Genomic DNA, 6549 nt, shown 5'->3' on the forward strand with positions numbered 1-6549 from the left:
CTCAAGGTCACTCAGATCAAGAGCATCATCGGGACCAAGCAGAACCAGAAGGATTCTCTGCGCACGCTGGGTCTCAAGGGCATCCGTCAGACCGTTGTTCGTGAGGACAACGCACAGAACCGCGGTCTGATCAACGTGGTGCGCCACCTCGTAACAGTTGAGGAGGTCTAACCATGACCATCAAACTGCACCACCTGCGCCCCGCTCCGGGATCCAAGTCCAACAAGATTCGTGTTGGACGCGGTGAGGGCGGCAAGCGTGGTAAGACCGCAGGTCGCGGTACCAAGGGCACCAAGGCACGTAACACCGTGCGCGTGGGCTTCGAGGGTGGACAGATGCCGCTTCACATGCGTCTGCCCAAGCTCAAGGGCTTCACGAACCCGTTCCGCGTCGAGTACCAGGTCGTCAATGTCGGCGACATCGCCCGTCTGTTCCCCGAAGGTGGAGCAATCACGGTCGAGGATCTCGTCGCCAAGGGCGCAGTCCGCAAGAACCAGCTCGTCAAGGTTCTGGGCGACGGCGAACTGACAGTTGCCGTTCAGGTGACCGTCGACAAGTTCACCGGTTCCGCCAAGGAAAAGATTGCTGCTGCCGGTGGTTCCGCCACCGAGCTGTGAGTGATCACGCGTAGCTAGTCCGATGGCCGCAGCGCAGCGTTTGCTGCGGTGCGGCCATCGGCGTCTACGAGGTCGTGTCACAGGTACGAGGTCGTGTCACAGATTGGTCGTGCATGCTCGGACGGGCCAGTATTCTGGTCACCGAGTGGCAAATGTATCTTCGGCTTACCCGGTTTTCGTGGTCTGCCCGCCTAGTTCCCAAATGCTCACTGTTAGAGTTCAAAAGTTCGACAGGTCAAAACGATCTGTCTCCCTACCGTCGTGCCAGGAGGATCTTTGCTTTCCGCCTTCGTCTCGGCCCTCAGGACCCCAGACCTGAGGCGGAAGATCCTCTTCACCCTCGGCTTGGTGGCTCTGTATCGGGTCGGCGCTCTCATCCCGTCCCCAGGTGTCGACTACGGCCGTGTGCGTCAGTGCATCGATATCGCCAACTCCGGTGACTCAGCAGGTATCTACTCGCTGATCAACCTGTTCTCCGGCGGCGCTCTACTGCAGATGTCGATCTTTGCGATCGGCATCATGCCGTACATCACGGCGAGCATCATCGTGCAGCTCCTGACCGTGGTGATTCCGAAGTTCGAGGAACTTCGGAAAGAAGGCCAGTCCGGCCAGGCCAAGATGACGCAGTACACGCGTTACCTGTCCATTGCTCTGGCAATCCTGCAGTCGACCGGCATCGTCGCTCTTGCGGCACGCGGACAGTTGCTCCAGGGCTGTGACGACATCATCGCCGACAAGTCGATCTTCGGACTTGTCATCATCGTGCTGGTCATGACTGCCGGTGCTGCCATGGTCATGTGGTTCGGCGAGGTCATCACCGAACGTGGCGTCGGCAACGGTATGTCCCTCCTCATCTTCGCCGGTATCGCATCGCGTATCCCGAGCGAGGGCAAGGCAATCCTCGACAGCCGTGGTCCGCTGGTCTTCGCCTTCGTCTGCCTCGCAGCGCTGCTGATCATCGCCGGTGTCGTCTTCGTCGAGCAGGGTCAGCGTCGTATCCCGGTGCAGTACGCGAAGCGGATGGTCGGACGCAAGATGTACGGCGGATCCTCGACTTACCTGCCTCTGAAGGTGAACCAGGCCGGCGTCATCCCGGTGATCTTCGCGTCTTCACTGCTGTACCTCCCGAACTTGATTGCACAGCTGACTTCGGCCAGTACAGCGGTCGACCCCAGTTGGTGGCAGCGCCTCATCAACACCTACCTGGTGAATCCGGCCAACCCGGTGTACATCGCGATCTACTTCGGCCTGATCGTCTTCTTCACGTACTTCTACGTCGCCATCACCTTCAATCCCGAAGAGCGCGCCGACGAGATGAAGAAGTTCGGCGGCTTCATCCCCGGTATCCGACCCGGTCAGCCGACCGCGGACTACCTCAACTACGTGCTGAGTCGCATCACCCTTCCGGGTGCGATTTACCTCGGCACCATTGCTGTTCTGCCCAACCTGTTCCTCGACATCGGGAATGGCGGCGGCGCGCAGAACCTGCCGTTCGGTGGCACCGCGGTGCTGATCATGGTCAGCGTCGGCCTGGACACCGTGAAGCAGATCGAGAGTCAGCTAATGCAGCGTAACTATGAAGGGTTCCTCAAGTGAGACTTGTCCTCCTTGGTCCTCCCGGTGCCGGCAAGGGCACCCAGGCCGCTATCTTGTCCGAGAAGTTCGGCGTTCCCCATATCTCCACGGGTGATCTCTTCCGCGCGAACATCGGTCAGGCCACCGCTCTCGGTGTGGAAGCAAAGAAGTACATCGACGCCGGCGAACTCGTACCGAGCTCGATCACCAACGACATGGTGAAGGCTCGCGTCGCAGAACCGGACGCAGCAAACGGTTTCCTTCTCGACGGATTTCCGCGCTCGGTCGAACAGGCTCAGGCACTCGAGGGAATCTTGAAGGATCTCGACACCAAGCTCGACGGTGTCCTCTCCTTCGTCGTCGACGAGGACATCGTGGTCGAGCGTATGCTCGCCCGCGGTCGTGCAGACGACACCGAGGACGTCATTCGCAACCGACTCCGGGTCTACCGCGACGAGACGTCACCGCTGTTCGATTACTACAAGGACAGCATCGTCTCCGTCGACGCGATCGGCGAGGTCGAAGAGGTCAACGCTCGCGCACTGGCAGCGTTGGGTAAGTAATGGTCTTCGGGCGCAAACGCAAGGTTGTTCCGTTCCGCTCCGCGGGCGAACTCGACGCGATGGCTGCTGCCGGCGCGATCGTGGGTTCGGCTCTGGTGGCGGTTCGCGCTGCGGCGAAGCCCGGTGTCAGCACTTTGGAATTGAACGCGGTCGCTGAATCCGTCATTCGTGACGCCGGCGCCGTGCCCTCGTTCCTCGGGTACCACGGCTTCACCGGCTCGATCTGCTCTTCGGTCAACGATCGCGTCGTTCACGGAATCCCTTCAGCTCAGGACATCCTGGCTGAAGGCGACCTGGTTTCCATCGACTGTGGCGCGATCCTCGACGGATGGCACGGTGACTCCGCTTGGACGTTCGGTGTCGGTGAGATCAGCGTCGCCGATCAGGAGCTCAGCGAAGCCACTCGGCTTTCCATGGAAGCCGGGATCGCGGCAATGATCGCCGGCAACCGTCTAACGGATGTTTCGCACGCGATCGAGGTCGGTACTCATGCCGCCGAGAAGTTGCACGGTCGTTCCTACGGCATCGTCGACGGATACGGCGGACACGGAATCGGCCGGGAAATGCACATGGATCCGTTCCTCGCCAATGAAGGTGCCCCGGGTAAGGGTCCTGAACTGGTTGTCGGATCGTGCCTGGCGATTGAGCCGATGCTCACGCTCGGGACCACCGACACGGTGATTCTCGACGACGACTGGACCGTTGTGACGACCGACGGGTCCCGTGCGGCGCACTGGGAACACACTGTCGCAGTGACCGAAGACGGTCCGCGGATTCTGACACTCCGGCCGGAGTAGTCGACACAGTCGCTGACAAGTGTTGGCAGCGAGCATGATTCATGTTCGAGAAGTCCCAGCCTCATTTCGAGGCTGGGACTTTTTCGATGGGGGAGCGGTGTGCGTCGTCACCCTGACCGGAGGCGCATTTGGCCTGGTCGTTTACATCGCGTAACATGGCTAGGCGGTGCGCTATGCGCGTCGATAGTTCGTGTGCCTACGCCCGGATCGCTCCGGGATCGGGCTTTCGAACTGCCGACGATCTTTCCATTGCGTGCCAATGTAACGGAAGCCGATGCACGAAGCATGCCAAACCAAACGGATCGCGGAGGATATGGCTAAGAAAGACGGGGCCATCGAGGTCGAAGGACGAGTAGTCGAGCCGCTGCCCAATGCGATGTTCCGCATTGAGCTCGAGAATGGCCACAAGGTCCTCGCCCACATCAGCGGAAAGATGCGTCAGCACTACATTCGCATCCTCCCGGAAGATCGCGTTGTCGTAGAGCTCTCGCCCTACGATTTGTCGCGCGGACGCATCGTTTACCGCTACAAGTAACGAACTTCCCGGACCTGACCTGGGTCAGGGAGAAGTATGTCTGCCGCGGTTCATCGCGGCGGGCTGCGACAAAACAGGAGATCAGAAGACGTGAAGGTTCAGCCGAGCGTCAAGAAGATCTGCGAGAAGTGCAAAGTGATTCGCCGTAACGGTCGAGTCATGGTGATCTGCGAGAACCTGCGTCACAAGCAGCGTCAGGGCTAGATCTAGCTTTTCGAAGATCTGCTTGGCAACAAGCAAAGAAGACCTCCCAGTACCAGCCATTGTTGACGAGACCCCACGCGATCGTTCACCGATCGCCAAGGTCGGACAATGGTTCACCCCCGGCACGGAGGCCGGGGCCCCACTGAGTTAGTTGATGAGATCATCTGCGCCTTCGGGCGTCGGTACTCGGCAAGAGGCACAGGGGAAGGGCTGGGAGCAGACCTCCGCACACCGATAAGGAAATGCCACCATGGCACGTCTCTCTGGTGTTGATCTTCCTCGCGAAAAGCGCATGGAGATCGCACTGACATACATCTACGGCATCGGCCGTACCCGCTCCAAGGAAATCCTTGACGCCACCGGCGTCAGCCCGGATCTCCGGAGCAAGGACCTCTCGGACGAGGACCTGGCAAAGCTCCGCGAGTACATCGAGGAGTCGCTCAAGGTCGAGGGTGACCTTCGCCGCGAGGTTCAGGCCGACATCCGTCGCAAGATCGAGATCGGCTGCTACCAGGGCCTGCGCCACCGTCGTGGTCTGCCCGTGCGTGGTCAGCGCACCAAGACCAACGCCCGTACCCGTAAGGGTCCGAAGCGCACCATTGCCGGCAAGAAGAAGGCGAAGTAATGCCCCCGAAGTCACGTAGCACCGGTCCGAAGAAGACCCAGAAGACGCGTCGCAGGGATAAGAAGAACATCCCGCACGGCGCCGCTCACATCAAGAGCACCTTCAACAACACCATCGTGTCCATCACGGACCCCGCCGGAAATGTCATTTCCTGGGCGTCTTCGGGACACGTCGGCTTCAAGGGTTCGCGTAAGTCGACTCCCTTCGCCGCTCAGCTTGCTGCTGAGAGCGCTGCCCGTAAGGCGCAGGAGCACGGTGTCAAGAAGGTTGACGTCTTCGTCAAGGGACCGGGATCCGGTCGCGAGACCGCAATCCGTTCCCTCCAGGCTGCTGGCCTCGAGGTCGGCACCATTTCCGATGTAACCCCCCAGCCGCACAACGGCTGCCGTCCGCCCAAGCGGCGTCGGGTATAGCGGGAAGGATAGGTAGAAGAAAATGGCACGTTATACCGGACCCATCACCCGCAAGTCGCGTCGTCTGCGCGTCGACCTCGTTGGAGGCGACCAGGCATTCGAGCGTCGCCCGTACCCGCCCGGACAGCACGGCCGCGCGCGTATCAAGGAGAGCGAGTACCTGCTCCAGCTGCAGGAGAAGCAGAAGGCTCGCTTCACCTACGGCGTCATGGAGAAGCAGTTCCGCCTGTACTACAAGGAGGCGAACAACCGCCCCGGCAAGACCGGCGAGAACCTGCTTCGCATCCTCGAGTCGCGTCTCGACAACGTCGTGTACCGCGCAGGCCTCGCTCGCACGCGCCGTCAGGCACGTCAGCTGGTCACGCACGGTCACCTTCTCGTGAACAACAAGAAGGTCGACATCCCGAGCTACCGCGTCTCGCAGTACGACATCATCGATGTCAAGGAGAAGTCGCTCTCCACGCTTCCGTTCCAGGTTGCGCGTGAGACCGTCGGCGATCGCCCGGTTCCCGGGTGGCTGCAGGTTGTCGGCTCGCGTCTGCGGATCCTGGTTCACCAGCTTCCCGAGCGCGCGCAGATCGACATCGCTCTGCAGGAACAGCTCATCGTCGAGTACTACTCGAAGTAAGGCGCTTCGCACCCCGTGAGTGGTTGAGGAGTCTCCGGACTCCTCAACCACTCACAGGGCCGCAGGCCCTTTCCCATCGTGGGCGTCAAATAGTGGACGTCCGTACAGGAGGAAATACCAATGCTCATTTCTCAGCGACCCACGCTGACCGAAGAGGTCATCGCTGATAACCGCTCGAAGTTCGTCATCGAGCCCCTGGAGCCAGGTTTCGGGTACACGCTCGGCAATTCGCTGCGCCGCACGCTGCTCTCGTCGATCCCCGGCGCTGCTGTCACCAGCATCCGTATCGACGGCGTTCTCCACGAGTTCACCACCGTCCCGGGCGTGAAGGAAGATGTCACCGACATCATCCTGAACCTCAAGGGCCTCGTCGTGAACTCCGAAGAGGACGAGCCGGTCACCATGTACGTCCGCAAGCAGGGCCCCGGCGCTGTTACTGCGGGCGACATCGTGCCCCCGGCAGGCGTCACCGTGAACAACCCTGATCTGCACATCGCCACCCTGAACGACAAGGGAAAGCTGGAGATCGAGCTCGTAGTCGAGCGCGGTCGCGGCTACGTCCCCGCCGTTCAGAACAAGGCGTCCGGCGCAG

11 protein-coding genes are annotated in these 6549 nt (G+C 60.8%); all 11 read left to right on the forward strand.

Translation table 11 applies throughout. The features are described 5' to 3' along the window. Positions 1–171: 50S ribosomal protein L30 (gene rpmD, locus ACYP01_RS06060; protein WP_459679242.1), on the forward strand; the 171-nt coding region annotated here is incomplete at its 5' end. Positions 172–173: 2 nt separating this feature from the next. After that, positions 174–617, forward strand: coding sequence for a 50S ribosomal protein L15 (gene rplO, locus ACYP01_RS06065; RefSeq protein ID WP_003940829.1), 444 nt, complete (start codon positions 174–176; stop codon positions 615–617). A gap of 276 nt (positions 618–893) precedes the next feature. Then, complete coding sequence (secY, locus tag ACYP01_RS06070) at positions 894–2213, forward strand: preprotein translocase subunit SecY (RefSeq protein ID WP_003940773.1); 1320 nt, start codon at positions 894–896, stop codon at positions 2211–2213. Next, positions 2210–2755, forward strand: coding sequence for an adenylate kinase (locus ACYP01_RS06075; protein ID WP_003940868.1), 546 nt, complete (start codon positions 2210–2212; stop codon positions 2753–2755). Before secY ends, ACYP01_RS06075 begins: the two co-directional genes overlap by 4 nt. Beyond that, positions 2755–3552: a type I methionyl aminopeptidase gene (gene map, locus ACYP01_RS06080; RefSeq protein ID WP_003940806.1), complete on the forward strand. Its 798-nt coding sequence runs from the start codon at positions 2755–2757 to the stop codon at positions 3550–3552. The genes ACYP01_RS06075 and map overlap by 1 nt, the downstream gene beginning before the upstream one ends. A 313-nt stretch (positions 3553–3865) precedes the next feature. Then, positions 3866–4087 (forward strand): translation initiation factor IF-1, encoded by a 222-nt coding sequence (gene infA, locus ACYP01_RS06085; protein ID WP_003418601.1) that lies wholly within the window; start codon positions 3866–3868, stop codon positions 4085–4087. Between the two features lie 90 nt (positions 4088–4177). After that, positions 4178–4291: a 50S ribosomal protein L36 gene (gene rpmJ, locus ACYP01_RS06090; protein ID WP_003938068.1), complete on the forward strand. Its 114-nt coding sequence runs from the start codon at positions 4178–4180 to the stop codon at positions 4289–4291. 250 nt (positions 4292–4541) lie between these two features. Further along, on the forward strand, positions 4542–4916 hold the full coding sequence (rpsM, locus tag ACYP01_RS06095) for a 30S ribosomal protein S13 (RefSeq protein WP_003940834.1): 375 nt from the start codon (positions 4542–4544) through the stop codon (positions 4914–4916). Then, positions 4916–5329 (forward strand): 30S ribosomal protein S11, encoded by a 414-nt coding sequence (rpsK, locus tag ACYP01_RS06100; protein WP_003940683.1) that lies wholly within the window; start codon positions 4916–4918, stop codon positions 5327–5329. Before rpsM ends, rpsK begins: the two co-directional genes overlap by 1 nt. Positions 5330–5351: 22 nt before the next feature. Continuing rightward, the gene (gene rpsD, locus ACYP01_RS06105; RefSeq protein WP_003940769.1) at positions 5352–5957 is read left to right on the forward strand and encodes a 30S ribosomal protein S4; all 606 of its coding nucleotides are present in this window, start codon (positions 5352–5354) and stop codon (positions 5955–5957) included. Positions 5958–6077: 120 nt separating this feature from the next. Then, positions 6078–6549, forward strand: a 472-nt coding sequence (locus tag ACYP01_RS06110) for a DNA-directed RNA polymerase subunit alpha (RefSeq protein WP_459678946.1), incomplete at its 3' end; no start/stop codon positions are given.

This window comes from Rhodococcus sp. no. 34, from assembly GCF_054589475.1.

Excerpts from the sequence above, each read along its gene's own strand:
- rplO (WP_003940829.1), top strand. The coding sequence starts at position 174 with ATGACCATCAAACTGCACCACCTGCGCCCCGCTCCGGGATCCAAGTCC.
- map (WP_003940806.1), top strand. The coding sequence starts at position 2,755 with ATGGTCTTCGGGCGCAAACGCAAGGTTGTTCCGTTCCGCTCCGCGGGC.
- infA (WP_003418601.1), top strand. The coding sequence starts at position 3,866 with ATGGCTAAGAAAGACGGGGCCATCGAGGTCGAAGGACGAGTAGTCGAG.
- rpsM (WP_003940834.1), top strand. The coding sequence starts at position 4,542 with ATGGCACGTCTCTCTGGTGTTGATCTTCCTCGCGAAAAGCGCATGGAG.
- rpsK (WP_003940683.1), top strand. The coding sequence starts at position 4,916 with ATGCCCCCGAAGTCACGTAGCACCGGTCCGAAGAAGACCCAGAAGACG.
- rpsD (WP_003940769.1), top strand. The coding sequence starts at position 5,352 with ATGGCACGTTATACCGGACCCATCACCCGCAAGTCGCGTCGTCTGCGC.